Annotated in this window: 16 protein-coding genes and 1 riboswitch; of the genes, 6 read left to right on the forward strand and 10 right to left on the reverse strand. The window is 54.6% G+C overall.

Annotated features, from left to right (window positions below):
- Positions 1-5: 5 nt before the first annotated feature.
- The 5 genes from GS3922_RS13760 to GS3922_RS13780 all read right to left on the reverse strand — a co-directional run bounded on the left by GS3922_RS13760 (position 6) and on the right by GS3922_RS13780 (position 8,092).
- On the reverse strand, positions 6-1,487 hold the full coding sequence (locus GS3922_RS13760) for an aldehyde dehydrogenase family protein (protein WP_063166804.1): 1,482 nt from the start codon (positions 1,485-1,487) through the stop codon (positions 6-8).
- A 116-nt stretch (positions 1,488-1,603) separates the two neighbouring features.
- Positions 1,604-3,244, reverse strand: a complete 1,641-nt coding sequence (locus tag GS3922_RS13765) for a thiamine pyrophosphate-dependent enzyme (RefSeq protein ID WP_063166805.1) — start codon at positions 3,242-3,244, stop codon at positions 1,604-1,606.
- The gene (locus GS3922_RS13770; RefSeq protein ID WP_063166806.1) at positions 3,241-4,416 is read right to left on the reverse strand and encodes an aminotransferase class I/II-fold pyridoxal phosphate-dependent enzyme; all 1,176 of its coding nucleotides are present in this window, start codon (positions 4,414-4,416) and stop codon (positions 3,241-3,243) included. The genes GS3922_RS13765 and GS3922_RS13770 overlap by 4 nt, the downstream gene beginning before the upstream one ends.
- 358 nt (positions 4,417-4,774) lie before the next feature.
- Positions 4,775-6,466 carry a phosphomethylpyrimidine synthase ThiC gene (gene thiC / locus GS3922_RS13775; RefSeq protein ID WP_063166807.1) on the reverse strand — a complete coding sequence of 564 codons (1,692 nt, stop codon included), beginning with the start codon at positions 6,464-6,466 and terminating at the stop codon, positions 4,775-4,777.
- 154 nt (positions 6,467-6,620) lie between these two features.
- Positions 6,621-6,734, reverse strand: a riboswitch (TPP riboswitch).
- A 104-nt stretch (positions 6,735-6,838) separates the two neighbouring features.
- Positions 6,839-8,092, reverse strand: coding sequence for a methyl-accepting chemotaxis protein (locus GS3922_RS13780; protein ID WP_063166808.1), 1,254 nt, complete (start codon positions 8,090-8,092; stop codon positions 6,839-6,841).
- A gap of 208 nt (positions 8,093-8,300) precedes the next feature.
- Between GS3922_RS13780 and GS3922_RS13785 the strand changes: the two genes are divergently transcribed.
- The 5 genes from GS3922_RS13785 (at position 8,301) to GS3922_RS13805 (ending at position 17,292) form a co-directional block, all read left to right on the forward strand.
- Positions 8,301-10,685 (forward strand): M14 family zinc carboxypeptidase, encoded by a 2,385-nt coding sequence (locus GS3922_RS13785; RefSeq protein ID WP_063166809.1) that lies wholly within the window; start codon positions 8,301-8,303, stop codon positions 10,683-10,685.
- Between the two features lie 231 nt (positions 10,686-10,916).
- On the forward strand, positions 10,917-12,836 hold the full coding sequence (locus GS3922_RS13790; protein ID WP_063166810.1) for an IucA/IucC family protein: 1,920 nt from the start codon (positions 10,917-10,919) through the stop codon (positions 12,834-12,836).
- Positions 12,837-12,841: 5 nt separating this feature from the next.
- On the forward strand, positions 12,842-14,848 hold the full coding sequence (locus tag GS3922_RS13795; protein WP_168157892.1) for an IucA/IucC family protein: 2,007 nt from the start codon (positions 12,842-12,844) through the stop codon (positions 14,846-14,848).
- A gap of 12 nt (positions 14,849-14,860) precedes the next feature.
- On the forward strand, positions 14,861-16,099 hold the full coding sequence (locus GS3922_RS13800) for an MFS transporter (protein ID WP_063166812.1): 1,239 nt from the start codon (positions 14,861-14,863) through the stop codon (positions 16,097-16,099).
- Complete coding sequence (locus tag GS3922_RS13805; RefSeq protein ID WP_063166813.1) at positions 16,087-17,292, forward strand: type III PLP-dependent enzyme; 1,206 nt, start codon at positions 16,087-16,089, stop codon at positions 17,290-17,292. The genes GS3922_RS13800 and GS3922_RS13805 overlap by 13 nt, the downstream gene beginning before the upstream one ends.
- Positions 17,293-17,332: 40 nt before the next feature.
- Here the strand turns inward: GS3922_RS13805 and GS3922_RS13810 are convergent, their stop codons facing one another.
- Positions 17,333-17,746: an RDD family protein gene (locus GS3922_RS13810; RefSeq protein ID WP_063166814.1), complete on the reverse strand. Its 414-nt coding sequence runs from the start codon at positions 17,744-17,746 to the stop codon at positions 17,333-17,335.
- A gap of 286 nt (positions 17,747-18,032) precedes the next feature.
- On the opposite strand from GS3922_RS13810, the gene GS3922_RS13815 reads away from it, so the two are divergent.
- Complete coding sequence (locus GS3922_RS13815) at positions 18,033-18,764, forward strand: sulfite exporter TauE/SafE family protein (protein ID WP_063166815.1); 732 nt, start codon at positions 18,033-18,035, stop codon at positions 18,762-18,764.
- 113 nt (positions 18,765-18,877) lie between these two features.
- Here GS3922_RS13815 and GS3922_RS13820 read toward each other — a convergent pair whose 3' ends face one another.
- The 4 genes from GS3922_RS13820 to GS3922_RS13835 form a co-directional block, all read right to left on the reverse strand.
- Positions 18,878-20,404 carry a SpoIIE family protein phosphatase gene (locus GS3922_RS13820; protein WP_063166816.1) on the reverse strand — a complete coding sequence of 509 codons (1,527 nt, stop codon included), beginning with the start codon at positions 20,402-20,404 and terminating at the stop codon, positions 18,878-18,880.
- Positions 20,405-20,410: 6 nt separating this feature from the next.
- Positions 20,411-20,743, reverse strand: a complete 333-nt coding sequence (locus GS3922_RS13825) for an STAS domain-containing protein (protein ID WP_063166817.1) — start codon at positions 20,741-20,743, stop codon at positions 20,411-20,413.
- A 17-nt stretch (positions 20,744-20,760) separates the two neighbouring features.
- A complete protein-coding gene (locus GS3922_RS13830) occupies positions 20,761-21,165 on the reverse strand; it encodes an ATP-binding protein (RefSeq protein ID WP_063166818.1) in 405 nt (134 codons plus the stop codon).
- A 299-nt stretch (positions 21,166-21,464) separates the two neighbouring features.
- Positions 21,465-23,117, reverse strand: coding sequence for a helix-turn-helix transcriptional regulator (locus GS3922_RS13835; RefSeq protein WP_063166819.1), 1,653 nt, complete (start codon positions 23,115-23,117; stop codon positions 21,465-21,467).
- Positions 23,118-23,134: the final 17 nt, after the last annotated feature.

Here is a 23,134-nt window from a genome sequence, read left to right on the forward strand (position 1 = left end):
CCGGTTCAATCACCCGTATCGATTTGTGCTCGTTGCAGCTTGCCGCTGAAGTCGACATAAATGCTTCGCCATTCGGTAAACACATCAAGCGCAGCGACGCCGGAATCGCGGTGGCCGTTGCCTGTTCCTTTCGTGCCGCCGAACGGCAAATGAATTTCTGCTCCCGTTGTCCCTGCGTTGACATACACAATGCCCGTATCCAAATCGCGCATCGCCCGAAACACGTTGTTGACGTCACGGGTGAAAATAGCGCTTGACAACCCGTAGTCGACACCGTTGTTCACGGCGATCGCTTCGTCCAAACTGCGGACGGAAATGATCGACACAACCGGACCGAAAATCTCTTCGCGGGCGATGCGCATATCGGGTGTGACATCGGTGAAAATCGTCGGCGCGTAATAAAAGCCGCGCGCGTAGTCTCCCTCGCGCAAGATGTGGCCGCCGACGAGCAGCTTCGCTCCTTCTTCCCGGCCGATGTGCACGTAGCGATCGATTTTTTGCAGCGCTTCTTCATGAATGACAGGGCCAACCTTGACCGTTTCATCCAGCCCGTCGCCGATTTTCAGCGTCTTCACCGCTTCAAGCAGGCGCCGCTCGAGCTCTTGTTTCACCCGCTCATGGACAATGACCCGGCTGCACGCCGTGCACCGCTGCCCCGATGTGCCGAACGCGCTCCAAACAATGCCGTCGACCGCCAATGTCAAATCGGCGTCATCCATGACGATCACCGCGTTTTTCCCTCCCATTTCAAGCGATACTTTTTTCAACAGGCGGCCGCATTTCTCAGCAATCTGGCGGCCGACGTCATTCGAGCCGGTAAACGAAATAACCGGCACGTCCGGATGCTCAACAAGCGCGTTTCCTGCCGTCGGACCATCGCCGTGAACGACGTTAAACACGCCATCCGGCAGACCGGCTTCAGCGAAAATCGCTGCCAGCTCGCGCGCCATAAACGGGGTTTCAAGCGCCGGCTTCCAGACGACGGCGTTGCCGGCGACAATGGCCGGAAATGACTTCCACGTCGCGATGGCAATCGGAAAATTCCATGGGGTGATGATGCCGACAACCCCGACCGGCACGCGGACGCTCATGGCAAACTTGTCTTTCAGCTCGGACGGAGTCGTATCACCGAACAACCGCCGCCCCTCACCCGCCATGTAAAACGCCATATCGATGCCTTCTTGCACTTCGCCGCGCGCCTCTTCGATCACTTTCCCCATTTCCATCGTCAGCAGCCGAGCCAACTGTTCTTTCCGCTCCTTTAGCAACATCCCGACTCTATATAAAACTTCCGCGCGTTTCGGCGCCGGCACGAGCGCCCATTTCTTTTGCGCCGCTTTCGCCGCTTGAACGGCGGCATCGACATCAGCCGCTGCAGATACCGCTGCCTCCCCGATCGTTTCCCCGTTTGCCGGATTCACCACCGGCGCCCATTGCCCGCTTAAAGCCGGTTGCCATTTTCCGTTAATAAAATTCAACGCTTTCATAACCATCCTCCTTTGCCTGTTGGTTCGCTGTACAGGTGCTTTGCCACATTCGTCCTTTTCATCACATTGTTCGTGATCTCAATCGGTCCCCATGCGAAAACTCTGCTCAACCGCTTTCATCTGCCCGGAAGTCTCATCGTAACGGACAATTGTTCCGGTTCTGTCATCACCTCAATCACAGTCGGTTTCGCCGCGACAAGCGCCTGCTTAAACGCAGCGGCAAACTCATCGACCGTCCCCACCGTAACGCCGTTGGCGCCTAACGCCATAGCCAATTTCGCAAATGATACTTCACCCAGTCCGCTGCCGACCACCCGTCCCGGAAACTGAAGCTCTTGATACATGCGAATCGTTCCGTACATCCGATTGTTAAAAACGAGGCTGATGACCGGGACGCCATAACGGGACGCGGTCTCCAGTTCGGCCGCTGTCATGAGAAACCCGCCATCGCCTGATAGCGAAACGACCGGCCGCTCTGGATGAACAAGCTTCGCACCGATGGCGGCCGGCAGCCCGTATCCCATCGCACCTGATGTCGGGCCGATATACAGCTGCCGTTCCTTGAACGAGAAAAACGTGTGCAGCCAGCCGGCAAAATTGCCGGCATCGTTCGTAATGACGCCGTCATCCGGCAGCCGCACTTGCAGCTCGGCGATGATGGCTTCTTGCACGTTTCGCGGCGGCTGCGGCCGTCTTGCTGTTTCCTCATAGGCGCGCCGGCGCGCCGAGACCCATTCGTTCCAGGACGGGACAATCTGCCGCCCTGACAGCGCCCACAATGCTTCACGGGCGTCGGCTGCGACAGCGATGTCCGCGGAAAACACTTTGCCGAGCGCCTCCTCGTCGATATCGATATGGATGAGCGTCTGGTGCGGCAGCGGCCATGTATAATCTTGCGTCGTCACTTCCGACAACCGCGTGCCGACCGCCAAAATCAGATCTGCCTGCTTGGCCGTCTCAACAACGGCCGCCGGTGCGCCAAGACCGAAGTGGCCGACATAAAGCGGGTGGTCATGCGGAAACACGTCATGGCGGCGAAACGCGGCAGCGACCGGAAGGGAATATTGTTCAGCGACGCGGCGCAGCGCCTGCTCAGCGCGCGCCCGCTTCACCCCGCCGCCAGCGACAATGAGCGGCCGGCGGGCAGCGGCGAGCGCCGCTTCGATCCGTTTCACCTCATCATCCGCCGGAGCGGGGCGCGGCGCATCCATCGCCAGCAACACTGCCTCAGCGACCGTTGCCGTAAACACATCTTCCGGAATCGAGACAACCACCGGCCCGGGCCGTCCCGTTTTCGCCACCCGAAACGCCCGTTGCACAAGTTCTGGAACGCGCTCAGGGTCGGTGATCTCGACCGCCCACTTCGCAAGCGGACGAAACCATTCGTCTAGTTCCACCTCTTGAAAGCCTTCACGGCCGCGAAATCGGCGGTGCACTTGTCCTAACAGGACGACAAGCGGCGTCGAATCTTGACGTGCCGTATGAACCCCGATCGCCAAATTGGCCGCGCCGACCCCACGCGTCGCCAGGACAACGCCCGGTTTGCCGGACGCTTTCGCATACGCCTCAGCCATAAACGCCGCCCCGCCTTCATGGCGGGTGGAAATGAACTGGAGCGTCGGTTCGTCGTACAACGCATCCAACAGCGGCAAATAACTTTCTCCCGGCACGCCGAACAAATGAGAAACACCCTCTTGTTTTACACATTCGACGATTGCCTGCGGGACGGAAAGACCGCGCATGATCCGCTTTTTCATGGCCGTCCCTCCCAGTCAATCGCCTTCCAGCGCCGCGCGGCGTCGAGCAGCCGTTCCGTCGGGGCAGCGAGCGATATGCGCACATACCCTTCCCCTGCCGAGCCAAACGCCGTTCCCGGTGTCACGATCACTCCGGCCTCATCAAGCAGCCGGGCGGCGAACTCAGCGGCGGAGTAACCAACCGCCGTCGGCACCCAAAGGAAAAACGTCGCCCGCGGCGGCCGGACGGGCACGCCCATTTGCCAAAGCGCAGCCGTCATGGCCTTCATCCTCTGTTCGTAGATGCGGCCGTTCTCCTTCGCGGCTTCGATTCCTCTCCGCAATGCAGCGGCTGCCGCCTTTTGCACCGCTAGAAACTGACACGTATCGATATTGCTTTTTAAGATCGAAAGCGCCCGAATGGCTTCTTGATTGCCGACGATGTAACCGATGCGGCAACCAGCCATGTTGTAGCTTTTCGACAAGGAACCAAATTCGACGGCAACTTCTTTGGCACCATCGACTTGCAGCACGCTCGGGGCAGAGGCGTCACCGAATGTCAACAATGAATAAGCTGAATCATGAGCGATGAGAAAACGGTGTTTTTTGGCCAGCGTGACCGCTTCGAGGAAAACATCGATGGCGGCTAGTGATGCTGTTGGATTGCTTGGGTAGTTTAACAGCATGATGTTGGCTCGGTCGTATGTGGACGGATCAAGAGCGGAAAATTGTGGTGCGTAGTCACAAGCGGCGTCGAGCGGCAAATCGATCGGCGTGCCGCGGGCAAGGTGAATAGCGGTGCGATACACCGGATAGCCCGGATTCGGAACGAGCACCGCATCCCCCGGATCGATCAGCGCCTGCAATAGATGGACAATACCTTCTTTTGAACCGATCAAAGCGAGCACTTCGGTATCTGGATCAAGCTTGACGCCATACTGCTGCTCGTAAAAGTCGGCGACGGCTTCGCGATATTCGCGGCAGCCGGCGTACGGAGAATACGTATAATTGCGCGGGTCATCAAGTTCGCGCTTCATCGCCTCAATAAGAAACGGCGGCGGCGGCAAATCTGGCGCGCCGATGCCTAAGTCGATGACATCAATGCCTTTTTGCGCCAGCTCGGCTTTTTTGCGCTCAAAGGCGGAAAACAAATACGGCGGCATTCCTCTCACTAAGTCGGAAGCCATCTTCATCGCAGCCTCTCCCCCCTTCGATTCGATGGTTTACGCGCGGGGCAGGCAAACGGCAGGGCGTCCGGTTCCGGTCGAAGCCGGATCATCGCCATCGTTCGAATACGTGCTTAGCGAGTGGCCTCTCTGAACGATGGAACCGTTGCTTTGTGGGCGCATACCATTTGTCTCATCTAGCTCTTCTCCTCTCGTAAATCATTTTATTATTCGTTTGAAACAATTAGAATATCGATCGCGGTGAATGATTCCTCTTTCGACGCGCTTTTCCTGCCTTTCTTTTCACGCTAACGCTGTACAGGCATAATATCCGAAAGAAAAACCGGGCGTCTAGTCACGCCCGGCACACATATACAGCCTCTTCTTACCGATAGAGCGACGAACCGCCGCGCACAAATTCGTCCGCCTTTTCTTTCATTCCTTCTTCTTTGATTTTCCGTTGCAGCTCGTGCGAGATGTTCATTGAACAAAATTTCGGTCCGCACATCGAACAAAAGTGGGCGGTTTTCGCCGCCTCAGCCGGCAATGTTTCATCATGGTATTCCCGGGCCCGCTCCGGATCGAGCGATAAGTGGAACTGATCGTTCCAGCGAAACTCAAAGCGCGCTTTTGAGAGCGCATCGTCGCGCTGCTGGGCAGCCGGATGCCCTTTCGCCAAGTCAGCGGCGTGGGCGGCAATTTTATACGTAACGACTCCGGCGCGCACGTCCTCTTTATTGGGCAACCCTAAATGTTCTTTCGGCGTCACATAGCAAAGCATGGCCGTCCCGTAGGCGCCGATGATCGCGGCGCCAATCGCTGATGTAATGTGGTCGTATCCCGGCGCGATGTCGGTGACAAGCGGCCCTAACGTGTAAAACGGCGCTCCATGGCAAAGCTCTTGTTCCCGCTCGACGTTTTCGCGGATTTTCTGCATCGGAATATGCCCCGGCCCTTCGATCATCACTTGCACGTCATGCTCCCAGGCGATGTTCGTCAGCTCGCCGAGCGTCTCAAGTTCGGCAAACTGCGCTTCGTCGTTTGCATCGGCAATGGAACCCGGACGCAGGCCGTCACCGAGCGAAATGGCAACATCGTATTGTTTTAAAATCTCGCATATTTCTTCAAAATGCGTATACAAGAAGTTTTCTTGATGGTGAGCCAAACACCATTGGGCGATGATCGAGCCGCCGCGCGAGACGATGCCAGTCGTCCGGTTGACGGTGAGCGGAATGTAATGCAGCCGCACGCCGGCATGGATCGTCATGTAGTCGACCCCTTGTTCAGCCTGCTCAATCAACGTCTCGCGATACACGTCCCATGTCAACTTCTCCGGCACGCCGCCCACTTTCTCAAGCGCTTGGTAAATCGGCACTGTTCCGATGGGAACCGGCGAATTGCGGAGAATATATTCACGCGTTTCGTGAATGTGTTTGCCGGTCGACAAATCCATCACTGTATCGGCGCCCCAGCGCACCGCCCAGAGCAGTTTTTCCACCTCATTCTCAATCGAGGAAGAAACGGCCGAGTTGCCGATATTGGCGTTAATTTTCACATGAAAACGGCGGCCAATAATCATCGGTTCGCTTTCTGGATGATTAATATTCACAGGAATGATCGCTCGGCCGGCAGCAACCTCCTGGCGAACGATTTCCGCATCAATTTGCTCGCGAATCGCGACAAATTCCATTTCCGGTGTAATGATTCCCTTTTTGGCGTAATGCATTTGCGTTACCACTTTTCCCGGCTTCGCCCGCAGCGGACGGCGCGCAAACGGAAGCGACAACGCACGGCTGCTGGTTGCCTGCGGCTCCGTTTCTTCGACATCGCCGCGCTCAACAATCCAGTTGCGGCGTAGAAGCGGCAATCCTTTTTCTACATTCGGTTCAAAATTAGGATCCGTGTACGGACCGGTTGTATCATAAACGCGCACCGGCTTGTTTTCCACCTCTCCTTGCGGCGTTTTCGTCGGCGACAACGCGATTTCCCTCATCGGCACGCGCACGTCCGGACGCGATCCTTCGATGTACACCTTTCGGCTGGCTGGAAACGACATAAACGAGCGGATGTTCTCCATGCGGCTTTCCTCCTTTGAAATGGTGGTTGAGACCTGCAGCCGCACCAGCAAAAGAGAGGCAAAAACGGGGGATATTTACGCAAAAACGGGTTCCGCAAAACGAACGGAACCCGATCAAGGCAAAAAGACCAAATGAACAACCCAAGCGTCCATCTGTTCCCGCTGCCTGCTTCCCTACGCTGGCATGACCCAGATCAGGTTCAAAGGGTCAAAGAACTTCATCGCGTTCTTTTCTCAGCCCGGCTCCCGGACTCCCCTAGCAGATGAGCGTATAACCATGATGACTGACTTTTTTTATTTTACTGCACAATAGGCCAATGCGCAAACCATTTTGTTCCATGCCACAGCTTTACAAACACACTTTTTCTCTACTCATACTGAAAATTGCTTTAGCATCACCCGCATCTCGTCCGCCATCTGGCCGAGCGATGTCGACGAAGAGGCGATTTCTTCGACCGAGGCCATTTGTTCTTGGGTTGCCGCCGATACATTGGCAGCGCTAGCAGCTGACTGTTCAACGATTTGGGTCATCTGTCGGAGCGCCTCATCCACCTGGCGGGCATGGCCCGTCATTTGTTCAATCGCGGACGATACTTGTCGAATTTGTTCGCTTACTTGACCGACCGCCTCGCGAATATCAGCAAACGACTGACCGGCGACAGCGACGACGTCCAACCCTTGCGTCACCTCAGCAACGACCCGCTCTGTGGAGGAAATCGCCAACTTCGTCTCTTCTTGAATGTAGCCAATGAGATCGGAAATTTGCTGCGCTGAACGTGCGGACTGTTCCGCCAATTTCCGCACCTCGTCCGCGACAACAGCAAACCCTTTCCCTTGCTCGCCGGCGCGCGCCGCTTCAATCGCCGCATTGAGCGCCAGCAAATTCGTCTGTGACGCAATGCCCGTGATCGCTTCCGTAATTTGCCCGATCTCATTCGAGCGCTCCCCGAGCCCTTTGACAACTTGGCCGAGCGCTTGAACGTGGTCGTAAATGAATTGCATTTGCTCAGCCATTTGCGTCACGGACTGCTTGCCGGCTTCCGCTTTCACCGCCGTTTCTTGGGCGCTGTGAGCCACTTCTTTCGTATGACGGGCAACGTCAACGAGCGTTTGGGAAATGTCATTGACCGATGCCGCTGTGCCACGGGCCGCATCCGCCTGCTCTTCCGCATGGGCAGCGAGCCTTTCCATCGTTGCCGCAATTTGTTCTGTCGCTCCCGTCGTCTGCTCGGCGACGGTGGCTAGCTGGCCGGAAAACTGCGACACTTCGTCAGCATGGTGTTGAATGCGGCCGATCACCTTTTGCCAAGCGTCCGCCATATCGTTCAATGATGCGGCAATCGGCCGCAGCTGCTGCACGCTGTCCAGCGGCACGCGCACCGTTAAGTCCCCGCCTGTCATCTTGTCTAAATATTTGTTAATGACGGCAATCGGAGCAACAAACCGTCGGTAATTGAGCGTTGCTGAAATGAAACCGACAATCGCGCCAAATAGCAATGTAGCGGCCAATGTCCACCAAAACGCCGCCCCGCGAATGCTGTTGGCCAGGCATATCGCAAGGCCGATCGCCGCCGTTCCCGGGATGACGACGAACATCGTGCGAATGATATAACTCATGAACGACAAACTGTTTTCCCCCTTTTCTATCGTCAAAAAACTTTTTACTATTCCTATCGCATGGACATATTCGCCAGCACACATGTATTTTCCTTCTTTAGTGCCCTCTCCGATAGCCTGAAATAAAATTTCTATTGCCAGCAAAAAGGAATTGCATTAAAATAACGATTGTCTTATAAATATTCATTTGCTAGATCAATAGAATGGAGGATCATTCATGGATAAAAAGAAAATGATCGGCGGCGCGCTTGCCGTTGGTTTGCTGGCCTTTTCCCCTTGGACAGCTGCGCAAGCCGGACCGGTCAAATGGACGAACGTCAATGCGTTTGAAGAACAAAACGGAAGCTTGTTTAACCAAGAAAACTATGACTTTGTCAAGTTTTCGCAAATCGGCGCCAAACTGAACGAAATTGAAAAGCGGTCGAACCGCGTCAAGGTGGAAGTGAGAGGAACATCAGTGAACGGTTATCCGCTTTATGTCGTCACGATTGCCGACCCGTCGACGCGCGGCAAATTCGGCAAAATTCAGGCGCTCCGGAAGCAAATGTTCAAAAATCCGGGCAAAGCGCAAGAATGGGTGGCGAACAACGAAGACTTCAAAGTGCCGATTATGATCAACGGTTCAATCCATGGAACTGAATTTGTCGGCACGGACGCCATTCTTCAACTGATTGAACGGTTCGCCACACAAAACGATCACGTGACGAAACAAATTTTAGCGAACACCGTCCTCATTTTTAACGTCGTGCAAAACCCGGATGGACGCGTGCAGGCGACGCGGTTTAACGGCGTGGGAATCGACTTGAACCGCGATTTTATCACCCAGTCGCAACCGGAAACACGGGAAACCGTAGAATTAATCAAAGAATGGAATCCCATGGTCTTCCTTGATACGCATGGGTATGTCAAAAACTATGGGCCGAACCTGCAAGGGCTGATCGAGCCTTGCACGCCGCCGCATAACCCGAACTATGAATATGATTTGTACATCAAATGGGCGCTCGAGCAGGCAAAAGCGATGGAAGCGGAAATTCTGGCCGACAAAGCCTCTTATCAAGGCGAACTGTACAAATCGATGGAAGGCGTCTATATTCCGTATCGAGACGACGCGGCCGGCTGGGATGACTATCCGCCGATTTTCACGCCTATGTACGCCATGTACCATGGCGCTTACGGTCACACGCTCGAAGCGCCAACTAACGATTGGGACGGCGTTCGTTGGCAATACAACGCGATTATGGGCGCGTTGAAATTCGCTGTTGAACATAAGCAAGAAATGATCGCCGACCAAATTGAAATGTTTAAACGTGGAATTACATTCAGCCATCCGCATCATCCGGAAGGCTTTTTCCCGAACGCCTATATTTTGCCGGTCGATGAAACTGATCCGACCGTCACCTTAAAAGCGGTGGAACATCTGCTCCGCAATGACATTGAAGTGAAACAGGCGGCGCAGCCGTTTACCGTAGGCGGGACAACGTATCCGAAAGGGACGTACATCGTTCCGATGGACCAGGCAAAAGCGGGCTTAGCCAACACAATGCTTTGGGATGGCGAAGACATTACGGACGATACGCCGGCGATGTATGACATCTCGGCATGGAGTTTGCCGGAATTATGGGGATTTGCGGCCATCCCTGTTAACGAGAAGGTGAACGTCCCAGCGACAAACGTAGGAAACGTCCAAGTGCAAGGGTCGTTAACCGGGAAAGGCCCGTACCTCATTCCGAACAGCTCGGTCAGCGCCGTCCGTCTCGTGAATACGCTGTTGCAACAAGGCATTGCCGTCAAACGCGATGAGCGCGGAAACTTCTATGTGGAAGCGCCGGCCAACCGCATCGCAGCAGCGGTGAAAGAATCGGGACTGCATATTTCTACCGCCGCTGTTCCGGCTGATGCCGAACCGATTACAAGCGTCCGCATCGCCCTATTGAAGGACGGCGGGATGAATAAACAGCAATCCCATTCCGGCACGAAGCTGGCGCTGCAGCGCCTCGGCTTCCAAGTGACTGAATTGACGCCTGTCGAAGTGGCCGCAAACGGTCTTGACGGATTTGACGTCTTTATTTACAGCGGCACGGAAAACTTGATTTCTTTCAAATTGAGTGCCGCCAATAAAGAGTTTGGCTTGCAAAGCGCAGAGCAGTACAACGCCTTCAAAGCCAACGTCACCGCATTTGTCCAACATGGCGGCAAATATATCGCTGTCGGCGCTGGGGCGTCAAGAGCGACCTACACGCTCGGCCTCACCGATGACACGGTTCATATCGGCGGCTCAAACAGCAACGGCATCGTCCGCGTCAACTACAGCGGCACAGGGACAACCGTCGGCTACGGCCAAGACGACATCGGCTTTGTGTACCGCCCGGTATGGTATACAAATACGGGCAATGATATCATCGAAGCGACATTTATGAACGATTCAGGCTTCTTCGTCGCCGGGCATTGGAAAAACCGCGATGCTGCCCAAGGGGCGGCTGTCATTGTCCGCGAACGAAACGCCGACGTCACGTTGATCGGGCTTGAAGCTGGATTCCGTGACCATACCGACTACCTGTTCCGCCTGCTGGCGAACGCCATCTGGGAAAACAAATCGCTATGATCAAAAACGGGGGCTTCGACAATGGGGCCCCCGTTTTCGCTTTTGTTTTGTCCTGCGGCAAAATCGCCTGATGATCGGCCATCCAATCGAACGAACTAGTCGGTTTTTCTTACTGTCCGCTTCCTCCCCTTGTACAGAAGGACCATTTTTTTGTTTCATGTTGAAAATGATAATCATTTGTATTATGATTTTTATCGAAATTGATAATCGTTATCAAATGGAGGGGTTCCCTTGCATTCGATCCACCTCTTTCTTGATGAGGAAGAGAAAACCTATCAGTCTTTACAAACGATTGATCCGTCGCTGGCTCGTTTGTTTTTGTCTATTTTGCCAAATAGCCGGCGGCGCATCGCCGGCCGGCTGCTGCAGGCGCTCATTCGCGAACGGCTCATTCCCCCTGACCGGGTCATCTGGAAGCGCGCCGGGGAAGAATGGGAACTTTTCATCCCCCTTTCCGGGACAAAACAGATCAACGCGGCAGTAGCCGAACGGTTCAGCCTCGGTCAATTTGTCACTGTGCATCTTTGGCTGCTCGACGGAAAGGAGCGAACCCCCCTCTCCTCTCCTTTGGAGCTGCTCGAGCTTCTTCGGAGCGAAGGGCTCATCGGTTCCGCGCCAAACTGGAGCGGATTTTGCGCCGAAATCGCCAACAGCGTTGTGAACGATGCGCTCGCCTTAGCCGCGGCCGAGCGGCGAAGAAGCCGGCGGCGCGACGCCTACGGGAAGTGCTCCTCTTCGCTCGAGTGGGTGCGCGCTCAGCGGCGCCCGTTCAGTCCGCTCGTCTTTTATGAACAGTCGGTCATTGACGGACATACGCTGCATCCGTGCGCCAAAACAAGGCTTGGCTTCAGCGTCCAAGATATGATTGAGTATTCGCCGGAATGGGAAGCCACTGTCTCTCTCCCCTTGCTGGCGGTGCATCGCAGCCATTGCCGCTTTGTTTCCTTTTCCTACGGACGGATGGCAGATTGGGTTTACGAACAAGATGAAACGTTGCAGTCCGTTGTACAAAACACGTTGCGGGCATACGGCCTGTCTGAATGCGAATACGACGTCATCCCTGTTCATCCATGGCAATGGAAACACGTCATCCAACAGCGCTTCCAACAAGAGCTGGCCGCACAAACCATCGTTCCGATCGATGGCGGCATACTGCCTGCTTATCCGCTCGTTTCCGTGCGGACGTTTATGATCCCCAGCGCTTCCGGCGATCATTTGAAAACGCCGGTCAACGTGCAAATGACAAGCGCCATCCGCACCGTATCCCCGGCGGCGGCAGCCAATGGGCCGCGATTATCGGCATGGCTGGCCGATGTACTCACAAACGAACGGCTCGCCCCCCGCTTTCGGATCGTCAGTGAAAAGGCAGGCATCTGCTTCTTGCCTCGCGGCCGAACGGACGAGGAGACGGCGGCCCTTGGCAAACAGCTCTCGGCCATCGTCCGGGACAATCCGGAACGCGGACTGGCTGAAGGGGAGATCGCGCTGCCGGCCGTGGCGCTTCTTTCCCCGTCTTTCCTAAGCAACAAACCCGTGGCGGCCGAACTTGTCGAGGAATATGCGGAAGATCAAGCGGCAAGCTCCATGCATGAAGCGGCTTTGTCATTTTTTCGTCAATATGCGGAAACGCTCATTCCGCCGCTGCTCGTTCTTTTATGCAAGTACGGAATCAGTCTCGAAGCCCACTTGCAAAACAGCGTCCCTGTCTTTCGCCGCGGTGTGCCTCAGGCGATGCATATTCGCGATTTAGGGGGCATTCGCCTTCATTCCGGCCGCTTCGGACGTCATTGCTATCCGCTCGATGAGCTCGCACCGTCAAGCATTGTGACAGCGGATATCGCCGAGCTGCAGCACACATTCACCCATGCTGTCATTCACAACCATCTTGGCGAGCTGATCGCCTGCCTGTCTCGCGTATTCTCTGTGGAAGAGCCACTCTTTTGGCAGACGCTGGCCGACGTGATCGAAGAGGCGTTCGCTTTGCTTGCCCGCGACAGCGAAATCAAAGAACAGATCAAACAAGATCGCGAAGCGCTATTTTCCCCGATGCTGCCGATGAAAGCGCTCGTCGCTATGCGCTTAACGGACGATCTTCGCAATCATTTCATTGAAACGGCCAATCCGCTGGCCAAATGGAAAAGGGAGGAATGAAAACGATGAGCACCCGTTTATTCGCCCCGACGGCTCCTATGACGCTCTATCCGCACGAGCAGGAATGTGCACAATTCATCCGGAAACGGTTCCCTGACCGGCTTCCTGCTTACTTCCGCCATGTCGAGCGGGCGCGAACAACGATGTTGCAGCGCACTGTCGCCGCGTTGCTGCGGGAGGACGTATTCGGTCTACACTCCCGTTCCTACAACTTGCAAGTAATCGGCTCAGTGTATATCACGAACTGGCACGGGCTGACGCCAGAATGGGAACCGGCTGTCCGCCAGCTGCCGGCCGCCCACTTGCAAGAAGGGATCATGTATAAATTGTTCCCCGTTGCTCCCGGCCAATGTTTGCTGATCCCGATCCGCGGCGAGTCCGCCTTCCGCCAATGCGACGTCGGCGAAGAGGTCGTTTGGATCGGCGAAGGCATCCAAACGGTGCGGGACGCCCTTTCCTTCCTTTCGTTGCTAACGCCGCTCATCAAAGCGGCCGGCGAGGAACAAGCATGGGCACAGCTGGCAAAAGAGTTGGAAAACGGTACCGCCAATTTGGCGCTTGCCTATTGGCACTTTGAGGAAACTTGCCGGATGATGCGGACGGAAGCTGACGACTTGTTTGCCTACATTGAACAGCGGCAGAGCGACCCGTCATTTTGCCCGACACTGTTTTTCGAACAGCTTTGCATTGAAGGACATCCTCTCCATCCGGGCGCCAAAACGAAACTGCCGATGTCTGCGGAGGATGTGTTTGCCTACTCGGCGGAGTTTGGCGGCGCACCGCAGCTGCCGATCGTCGCCGTCCGACGCAATTTGTGCGATTTTCGTTTTGATGGATACGAGGACCCGAACGCCTTCTTGCTCGACCGTTTCCCGTCGTTGCGCCGCCCGGTTGCGGAACGCTTTCGGCAAGCGAACAAGCAGCTGGAAGACTATGTGCTCGTACCTGTCCACCCTTGGCAATACGGGCATATCATTCCTGACGTCTACCGTGAGGAGCTGCGCGACGGCCGCCTTTGGCTGATCGAAGGGGTGACGATCCCGGCGCAGGCGACCGCCTCGTTCCGGACCGTTTTGGCGAAAGAAGCACCGTTGTATATCAAAACCGCCGTCCATAGCCAAATGACCTCGACGGTCAGGTCCATTTCCCCCCAGTCGGCCAACAACGGCGCGGCATACAGCCGGCTGTTTCGCACGATTATGGAAAGGGAAAACATATTGTCCGGCATCTTTCTTCCCGTTTGTGAAATCGGTGGCTGCTCGTTCCGCTCGGAAGACCCAAAAAAGGCACGGAACTTATCGGTCATTTATCGCGAAGGACTGGGCCGTTTCATCGGCGAAGGGGAAGTCGCCATTGCCGGCACCGCCTTATATGCCCCATCTCCATTTAGCGGCCAGACGATCATCGTGGAGATCATCGAAGCGTACGCCAGCGGGTGCGGCCGGCCATCGTCCCACGAAACGGCGCTTTCCTTTCTTCACGAGTACGCCGCCATCGCCGTCCGTGGCTTTTTGACGCTGCTTGTCAAATACGGCATCGGACTGGAAGGACATTTACAAAATACGGTTCCTGTCTTTCGACAAGGAAAACCGGTCAAATTGCTGTTTCGTGACTGGGGCGGCATCCGTCTGTACCGGCCGCGCCTCACGCGCCAAGGGCTCGAGATCGACGTCCGGCCGGACTCGATCACCGTCACCGACGATTTGCGTGAAGTGCAAAACAAAGTGTTTTATACGGTCTTTCAAAATCAGCTTGGGGAAATCATCCGGCATATCAGCCGCCGATGGGGCATCGCCGAGGAACAAGGCTGGGCGTGCGTCCGCCGCCAATGTGATGCGGTGTTTGCCGAATTGGCGAAAGACCCGAGCCTAACGTTCGCGGTAGACGAAGACCGCCAAGCTTTATACCGGCCGCTCGTCGACCATAAGGCGCTGACAAAAATGCGGCTGCAGCCAGAGGCGAAAACATATTGTTTCGTTTCCGTGCCGAATCCGCTAGCAACAAACCGATAAGGGGAAATCGATATGCTTCTGACATCAAAAAAACCGTCCCCTTCCTTCGCATTATTTTGGCGTCCGTTCCGGATTTATTGGGGCGGAACGCTGCCGGCGCGCATCGGGGAGTGGGCTGATTTCATCGTTTTAAACTGGGCCGTGCTGCAGCTTTCCCGCTCGCCGCTCGACCTCGGCGTTCTCAACGTTTGCCGGCTGCTGCCGATCTTTCTATTCAGTTGGCTCGGCGGAGTGCTCGCTGACCGCCTTCCGCGGCGCCAAGTGCTGGCCGCCTCCTTGCTTGGCATGGCAGGATCTACTTTGGCGATCGCCTGGCTGTTGCATGAGCCGTCCTCCCTCATTTGGCTGTTTGCCGCTGTCTTCGTCCGTTCGGTTTTTATGGCCATTGAGACGGCGGTGCGCAATGCGTATATCGCTGATCTTGTTCCAGGCGCGGCACTCTCGAGCGCCATTTCACTGCATACCGCCGCGCTTCATATCGGAAAAATGTTCGGGCCGGCGGCGGCCGGATGGTGGCTCGCTTCGATGGATGGCGCCCCGCTGCTTGTCGTCTACAGCGCGCTGCTTATTGCCGCCGCTCTTGCGGTATCGTCTTTAGAGGACGGCCGTCCCCGCCGCCCAGCTGTGCGTCCGGCGGAAGGCGACAAAGGAGAAGCCATCCGTTATATCAGGGATACCCCGCTCATCCGGGCGCTGCTCGCCCTTTCGCTCATCCCGATGACGTTCGGCTTTGCCTATTCGGCGGTCACCCCGCTTCTTGTTGACGCGTTGGCCAAAGGCGATGCCGGGGATTTCGCCTTGCTTCTTTCCGTCTCATCCGCCGGGGCATTGCTTGGTACGGCTTGGCTTTCCTTCCGGCCGGTCGAGGCGGTCGGCAAATGGCTGATCGTTTCATTGCTCGCCTTTTCTTTATCGTTGCTTCTATGGATCGTCTCGTTTGAACATCAGCTGCTTTGCCTTGCCGCCATGGCGTTGGCCGGGCTGACCGGGCAGCTGTATCGGACGCTATGCCGCCTGGCCGTCCAACTGACCGTTCCGGATCAGCTGCGCGGGCGGATCATGAGCATCGCCTTAATGGACCGCGGCTTCATCCCGCTCGGCACGCTTTTGCTTACCGCCATCGCCGAGTACGCGGGGGCAAAAACCGCCGGCTATGCGATGGGATGGCTTTGCCTTCTTTGCGTCCTTGCCTTTTGGCGGCGAAAAGAACTATGGAACATCTCCACAGGAGGACGAACATGGAACGATTGAATACTGTCATTCAAACGATCGCAAGCCGCAAGACCAAACAGCGGTCTCCGCTTTGCGCCTATGTATATGACTTGGAAGGCCTGCGCGCCCACACAGCAAGCTTATCTGCCCCGCTTCCCCCTTCCGTGCAGCTCTTTTACGCCGTGAAGGCGAACGCGGATGAGCACATCTTGAAAACGGTCGCGCCACATGTCACGGGTTTTGAAGTCGCCTCGGGCGGCGAGCTGCAAAAAGTCCGCCGCCTGTTTTCTGATGCGCCGGTCATTTTCGGTGGGCCGGGAAAAACGGATGAGGAACTTATCGCAGCGCTCGAGGCGCGCGTCGCTCTCATTCATATCGAAAGCCTTTGGGAACTGCAGCGGCTCAGCTGGATCGCCGCCGAACGGCAAACGACCGCGCGCGTGCTCTTGCGGGTCAATTTGCGGCAAGCTGCCTCAGGCGCGACACTGCATATGGCTGGAAAACCGACCCAATTTGGCATCGACGAACGGCATATCGCCGAAGCCATCTATATAGCGCTGGCGCTTCCATCTGTGGATCTGCAAGGATTTCATTTTCATTCGATGTCCAATCATACCGACGAGCAGGCCCATCTTTCTTTTATCGAAACGTGCCTGTCGTTCGTCGCGCAAGCGGAAAAAACATACAGGCGTCCGTTTTCGGTCGTTAACGTCGGAGGCGGAGTCGGCATCCATTACAGCGATCCGGATCGGCCGTTTCACTGGGATTGGTTTGCCAAAGAACTGAACCTTCTGCTGCGCCGCCACGCTTCCCGGCATTGGACCGTCATTTTTGAGCTTGGCCGTTTGATCACCGCTCATAGCGGATATTACGCTGCAGAAGTGCTCGATCTGAAAAACAATTACGGAACGTATTTTGCGATTCTCCGCGGCGGCACCCATCATCTCCGGCTGCCGGCGGCTTGGAAAATGAACCATCCGTTTCTCATTATTCCGGTCAACGAATGGCCTTACCCGTTCGACCGCCCGTCTTTGTTCAATGAACGGGTGACGTTAGCCGGCGAGTTGTGCACGCCAAACGACGTATTGGCCCGGGATGTGCCTTGCGCCCGTCTGCGCGTCGGTGACATCGTGCTGTTCCGCTGTGCCGGCGCCTACGGCTGGGACATTTCCCACCATGACTTTCTAAGCCACCCGCACCCGGAATTTATTTACCTTGAGCCATCGACATAACAAAGCGGGCCTCCATTTGGAAGCCCGCTCGTTTCCTTGTTTACGCCGTCGGCTTTTCTGTTGTCACATACGTGCCGGCGATAAAATCGTGAATCGATCGTTTGTCTTCCCTTGCAGCTACCATAATCGCACTGATGATCAGACCGATGCCAAACGTAATAAAATAAACGATTCCGCCGACGAACGAGCGCAAAAACATCGTGCCGATGCCGACTTTGCCGCCGTTTACTTTTGCAATCCGGATGCCAATCATCCGTTTGCCGACCGTATAGCCATACCAGACCGCCGGAACAACTAAAGCGTAAAGCAAGTTGGCCAATGTCGTAAACCAGTTCGTTTCCATACTACCCGTAATCAAATAGCCGATGACCGAAATCGGAATGCCGATCACAATAGCGTCCAACAAGTTAGCCAACAGCCGCTTCCAAAATCCAGCCGGGTTCGTCACCGCCATATGCCTTCCCCCCTCCTGCCTTTTTTATATTGTATTCGCTATGAACAGTACAATTGTCATTTTAACCTAAATTCAGGCAAGAAATCCATACGTCAAGGGCGGTCAAGACTTTCCGGCCCAGAGTTCTGAGCCATCTTCGGATCGGCGAAGATGAAAAGTTTCCCTAAAAGGGTGGTATTTATGAAAAATACGTATATAGTAGACTAAGAAGCGTTCCTTTTGCGTGATGAGCTCAGCAGCTGGCATGGGCAGGCGGCGACATTTTTCATGAAAGGCATGACAACATATGTGGGAGCTTATTTTCGTATTTGCCATTCTGTTTGTCGGCAGTTTCATTCAAGGGGCGAGCGGGTTTGGCTTCGGCTTGTTTTCTATGGGACTTTTGCCGATTTTATTAACGTTTAAGGACAGCACATTATTAGTGCTCGCTTTGACCATCCTTATATCGCTCCACGTGGCGGTCAAATTCAGAAAATCCATTCGCGGTAAAGACCTTCTTTTGATTTTGAGTTTCGCCTTAGCGGGGCGCGTGTTGTCGTTCTTTATCCTGAACTTCTACGGCGAGACAGAGGCCATGCAAAAACTGTTGGGCCTTGTGCTCATGGGGATGGTTATTTATCTTTATATGAGCGAAAAAAACGGTTATGCCCGATCATTTGAAAAGCCCGTCTTTCCTATGTTGATCGGTTTGATCGGCGGAATGATCGGGGGAATCTTCGCCGTAGGCGGTCCTTTTTTCGTCTTTTACTTTCTGATGCGCTATAAAGAAAAAGAAAGCTATCATGCCAATCTCCAAGCGTCCTTTGTCATCATGAATAGTTTTACGATCCTTTTGCATGGCATTCATGGAGACTTTACCGATTCGTTCGTTCTTTACTTTTTGCTTGGGGCCGTTGCTGTATTAGCAGGTGTACACGCAGGGCTGAAATGGTTTGAACGCCTGCCGCATACACGGATTAAAAATGTGGCTTCTTTCATTGTGTTTGCAGCGGGAATGAATTTGTTGATCTTTTCGTAGCATGTGAAAAAGGATGCCCGAAAAAGCGGGACATCCTTTCCATTTGCACAATGGGGAAACCGACCATGATCGCCATATCAAACTGGCCGACATGGACAGCTTTTCTCCCCTCTTTACCCCAGCTTAGCGACCACCGCCGAGAAATCGTCCGAAAGCGGCCCTTTTTGGGCAAAATGGCGGCGCAGGCGGGCTAACAGCGCACGCTCGTCGAGCGAAACATACGGCGCCAACGCATCGCGGAACGCCTCGATATTTTTCCGGACCGAACCCACCTCCCCTTCGATGGCTCCATCGGAATACAATACAAGCGTCGCTCCCGGTTCATAGCGCAGCTGACCGCTCTCGATGAAAAGGCGCGGGAGCAGCCCGATCGGCGCACAACCGCGATCCAATTCGGCCACCGTGCCGTCCGGCTGGAACAAAAACCCTGGCGGATGGCCGGCCGATGCATACTCGATCACCCGTTCCTCCACATCAACAAGGACATACACGGCGGTGAAATAATACGTCATCCGTCCGTTTTCATGGTACAGCTGGCGCATATGCCTATTCAGCTCGCGGAACACTTCTTTCGGAACGATCCCTTTGCGGATGATGCCGTTAAGAAGCGAACGGACCGACATGCAAATCAGCGAAGCCGCTGCTCCGTGACCCATCACGTCCATTAAAAAAATACCGTACCGCTGTTTGTCGATCGGATACCATGCATACATGTCGCCGCCCAGCTCCTGCGACGGGATGTATGTTCCAGCGATGCCGATCCCGTTGGCTGACAACGGCTTGCTTAATACGCGCTTCTGCACTTCGCGGGCCAGCGTTAAATCATCCTTCATCGCCTCAACGTAAGGCGACTCGCGGAACGGGCCGGAAAACAAAAACAAGTAAAAGGAAATGCCCCCTTCTTGGCTATAAACGGCTCGCACCGTCGTTCGCCTAACAGACACGGAGCCGTTTTTCTGCCGCCAGCGCACCCGTCCTTGCCATTCCCCGCCTTCGTCAATTCCGGTTTTGATCACTTCGTAAAACCAGGAATCATAATAGCCGGCATAAAGCGTATGCAGCGGCTGGCCGATGACTTCTGCACTGTAGCCGGTGATTTTCGTAAACGCCGGGTTGATGAACCGAACGGCGAACTCACCGTCGGTTACGAGCATCGCCTGTTCGATGGCGGCGTACACTTGCTCAGCGAGCCGAAGCTCATCTCCGTTCCGTTTCGCCTCCGTAATGTCCGTGACAAAGCCGCTGATCAATTTTCCTTCCTCCGGTTCGCCAAGCACGGGAACCGTCCGCTCAAGCACCCAGCGTACAGACCCGTCCCGCTGGTTAACAATGCGATATGTTTGCACATTCGCTTCAACTTCCCGAGGGAACGCCCACTTTTCCTCCGCCTTAGCGCGGTCATCGGGGTATAATAGTTTGATCCATACATCTGTATCATGATAAAAAGCGGCCGGAGGCAGACCGTATAGCTGCTCACATGACGAAGAAATAAACAATATTTTCCTTTGATCCGGCGCCGCCAACCAGTATACATCATCACGCGGTGCGAACAGCACGTTCATTTTTTCGAGGCTGTCGAGCAGTTCCCGCCATGCGAAGTCTTTGTAGTGTCGAAGATATTCCAAAAACCCGTTGATCATGAAACGTCATTCTCCGCTGAAATAATCGATGGCGTCCTTTTCTGTGGCGAATAATTTAATAAACGAAGAAAATTTGACAATATGGAAAATTTCCGCGAGTGACCCTGTCACTCCGGCAACGACCAGTTCTTTTTGCTGGGCTCTGGCGGCCATCACGCTGTCGGCGATCATGCCGAGCCCGGCGCTGTTGATGTAGTTGACCGCTTCCATGTTAACGATCAACTGGTCAGCCTGTTCGGCTAACAGCCGTTCAAGCGCTTGGCGAAACGATTCCACATTATTTAATGTGATATCTTCCGTCCATGTCAGTGTGCAAATTGCCCCTTGTTTCGTCTCCATCCTGCTTCCTCCAATGGTTACTCATTTTTTTTGCATTTGCACATGCAAAGCAAAACGTTATTTCCCGTTCGCTTCACGTATACATCGTCGACAATATGGGCGATTAGCTGCAGCCCCCTGCCGCGCGGCCCGGTGTTCACGCCGTCGGTTTTGGCGACGGAAAAGCACCCCCCTCGCTGCTTCACAATAATCGTGAACTGGGTTGTGTCCATTTTCCAAAATATTCTAAACGGTAGTCTTCCTGTTTTTTGACAATATTCATACGCGTTCGTACACGCTTCCTCCGTCGCCAAGCGAAGAAAAAGGCAGTCGCGCGGCAAAAATCCCACTTCGTTTGCCAGCTGCTCGGTAATGTCCATCGCTTTTAAGATGTCTGCCGTTTTCATGATCGTCATCGTTCGGATCATGATGACATGCTTCATCGGCATTCCCCTATCTTTCTTTGCTTGCACGCGCAGTCAAACGCAACATGGCAGCTTTTTCACTATAACACGCTCGGATGCTGGGAAAAACGGATTGGAATGCTATCTTTTCTTCCTTATTGTTCCACCCCTACAGGAAAAATAGTGCTTATTTACTATATTATCATTATAATACAAAATGGATTCCATTCCAATTTCCTACACTTTTTGTCCCCAGCGTTCGCTTTCGAATACAACACTTCCTTAGCTTGCATGATAAAAAAGGAACATCATGGCTCCTATCGTCCGATGATGCTCCCCTAATGACGCTGCCGGCGGTGACTTAGCTGATACACAAGGGCAATCAGCTGCGACCGGTCATTGACACCTATCTTTTGAAAAATATTCGTGATGTGATTTTTCACTGTATGGACACTGATGAACAGCCGTTCTGAAATTTCGCGGTTGCTGCAGCCTTGGACAAGCAGTTCAAGCACATCCATTTCCCGAGCCGTCAGTTGTTCAGACAACATTTGAACATTGACCGCCTGCCCGCCCCCTCCTTGAGCGGCGCCATTCATCATCATCACTCCGACGGACACTAGCGCTGTCATATACACTTCAGCCTCTTTCGCTTCGTCCGTTTCCTTTAAATGGACGGCAAGAACGCCATAATGACCGTCGCGGACAAAAAACGGCACCTCCATTACTGTTTTGTCCCCCACTTGGCGCAAAGCCGGGACTTGGTTTTTCGCCACCTGTTCAATGCCGCGGCCATAACGGCGGAGCACATCATCCCGGTAACAGGACGCCATCTCGTCGGAAATCGCCCCTTCATGAACGGTGACTGCCTTGCCGCCGCACAATATCGCGCAAACGAAATCGCCATAAGCAAGCTCGATCGCGAACTCGGCCATCATGCGGACGATTTCTTCCTCCTGTTGTACAACGCGCATCGCTCGGCCGATTTCGATTAACATTGATAAGCGCATGAAATGACGGTCCATTTTTGCATCAGCGGCCGCACATCGCGCAAGCAAATGCCCGTATTGAACGAGCGCGGCGCCAAGCGGCTGCATTGCCTCCGGCAGCGAGGAGGCAGTCTCGCTGCCAACAACGACCCACCCTTCCGCTTTTCGCCCATATACCGCCGGATATACGATCATCGCTTTCGGACGGATGCCATGGCGGACAAAAAATGAAAAGCGCGGATCTAACGCCGCATCTTGAAAATAAGCAGGATAGAGCGGTGGTTCGAGGAAAGAGAGCGGCGGAAACAATTCATCAACCATCTTGCCATATAGCTGCCCGGCTTTCCCGCCGCTCGTTGCCGCCACCACCCATCCTTGCTGGCACTTTTCAATATACAGCGCCATATCAAGGCGCTCGTCCATCTTGCGCAGCTGGTGAAGCAGCTTATCCGCACCATTTAGGGCAGCGCGATCGGTTACCGCCGTTTTCAGCAGCTGTCCGTATTCATTGTACCTCTGTTTGCGGCGCTCGCCGCCGATCAACTCTCCACAAATAGCCGCCATCTTTTCGATCTCGTTCAGCTTTGCTTCGATCGCCCGGGCCGGCAGCGCGTCTGCCTGTTCGAGGGCGGCCGTCCACTCCCGGGCATCGGAAACTGGCTGTTCGCAAATGAGCCATTTCGTTTCTTCTTCTATAAACACGCCAGCCCAAATCCAATATTCTGCCCTCCCGTCGACAAACACAGGAGCCATGATGCTTTTCATCCCTAAATGCCCGGCTGGTACAACGGCCGGCCGACGCCACCCGTCAACCGCCAACTCCTCGGGGCAAAAAAATGATGAGGCCCTCTTTTTCGCAACAAATAAAACGAGCTCCGCCAGCTCGGTCATATTCGATACTTTCGTTACTGGATTGCCGCTGCTATCCACAATCATGATGCTTAACTCCGTTAATGACGCATACGCATCTTGGACATATTGCAACAAATCATTGATCGCCAATTCGCCCTCAACTCTCC

Origin of the sequence: Geobacillus subterraneus (assembly GCF_001618685.1) — a bacterium.
Taxonomy (GTDB): domain Bacteria; phylum Bacillota; class Bacilli; order Bacillales; family Anoxybacillaceae; genus Geobacillus; species Geobacillus subterraneus.